Raw genomic sequence first — 1,451 nt, forward strand, 5'->3', positions numbered from 1 at the left:
CTAGCACTACTTTGGCAGATTGTTAGATTTGGCGTTCAAATCAGGATTCCCGAATCGATTTTTCAATGATTCATGGGTGGTCGGCTCTTGGAGGGCTGACCATGACGGAATGGGAAAACGAACTCGAACGCTGGCTGAAGCCGTTCTTGGATCGGTTGGGTCATAAGACCCGACAGCGGATGTGTCCGCTATACGTTGCGGGATTGATCGGTCCCGGCGATCGTAAAAGCGTTCAGCCGATGGCGGAACGCCTTGCAACAGGTAGCTACGATCAGCTGCACCATTTCATTGCCGATGGTGTTTGGGACGCGACACCGCTGGAATCTGAACTGCTCAATCAGGCCGATCGGCTTGTCGGCGGCAACGATGCGGTGCTGGTTATTGACGACACGGCAATGCCGAAGAAGGGCGACCGCTCAGTTGGTGTTGCGGCTCAGTATGCGTCGGCTCTTGGCAAAACGGCAAATTGCCAAACGCTGGTGTCGCTGACACTCGCGCGCGACGAGGTGCCGGTGATGGTCGCACTGCGTCTCTTTCTACCTGAGAGTTGGACAAGCGACGCCCCTCGTTTGAAACGCGCCCGCGTACCGGCCGAATACCGAACGCCACGATCCAAGCCGGAGATTGCTTTGGCCGAGATTGACCGCGCGATGGCAGCCAAAGTGCGTTTTGGGTGTGTGTTGGCGGATGCAGGATACGGGCTCAGCGCGCCGTTTCGACAAGGGCTAACGGAACGCGGACTGGCCTGGGCCGTTGGCATTCCTCGTCACCTCAAGGTGTATCCGGTCAATGTGCAGCTCATTTGGCCGGTGACCAAAGTTCGCGGGCGAGCACGGAAGCACCACGTGCCGGATATATTATCGATCGCGGCAGAACGCATGTTGGCCGACGTCAAGTGGAAGACCGTGAGTTGGCGCAGTGGGACGAAAGGTCGGCTGAAAGCCAGATTTGCTGCTGTCCGTGTGCGCATCGCCGACGGGCCTCCGCAGCGAATTTGGGATAAGGGTCAGCAGCATCTGCCAGGCGACGAAGCCTGGCTCATTGGCGAGCAACGCGCCTCCGGGGAGAAGAAATACTATCTCGCCAACCTGCCCGCGACGACGGATTTGCGCACACTGGCAGCCACTATCAAGGCCCGATGGATTTGTGAGCAGGCCCATCAGCAGTTGAAAGAGGAGCTTGGCCTCGATCACTTCGAGGGGCGATCATGGCAAGGTCTTCATCGTCACGCCCTGATGACTATGATTGCCTACGCCTTCTTGCAGCACCGTCGCCTCGCACACGCGGGTCGGAAAAAAAAGAATCAACGGCCCTCCGCCTCAACCAACCATGCCCGCCGTACGCCACGCCATCGTCGATCTCATTCTTCGGCCGCCATCGCAACGCTGCGCATACTGCAGTAAACCAATCCGTGAAGAACTGTAGCAAAAACCAGTTCTGCCAAAGTAGTG

General features: G+C 57.7%; 1 protein-coding gene. It reads left to right on the forward strand.

Annotated features, from left to right (window positions below):
- The first annotated feature begins 65 nt into the window (after window positions 1–65).
- Window positions 66–1,403 (forward strand): IS701 family transposase, encoded by a 1,338-nt coding sequence (locus XH79_RS06905; RefSeq protein ID WP_271581167.1) that lies wholly within the window; start codon window positions 66–68, stop codon window positions 1,401–1,403.
- Window positions 1,404–1,451: the final 48 nt, after the last annotated feature.

Source organism: Bradyrhizobium sp. CCBAU 45389, from assembly GCF_028128625.1.
GTDB lineage: Bacteria > Pseudomonadota > Alphaproteobacteria > Rhizobiales > Xanthobacteraceae > Bradyrhizobium > Bradyrhizobium liaoningense_B.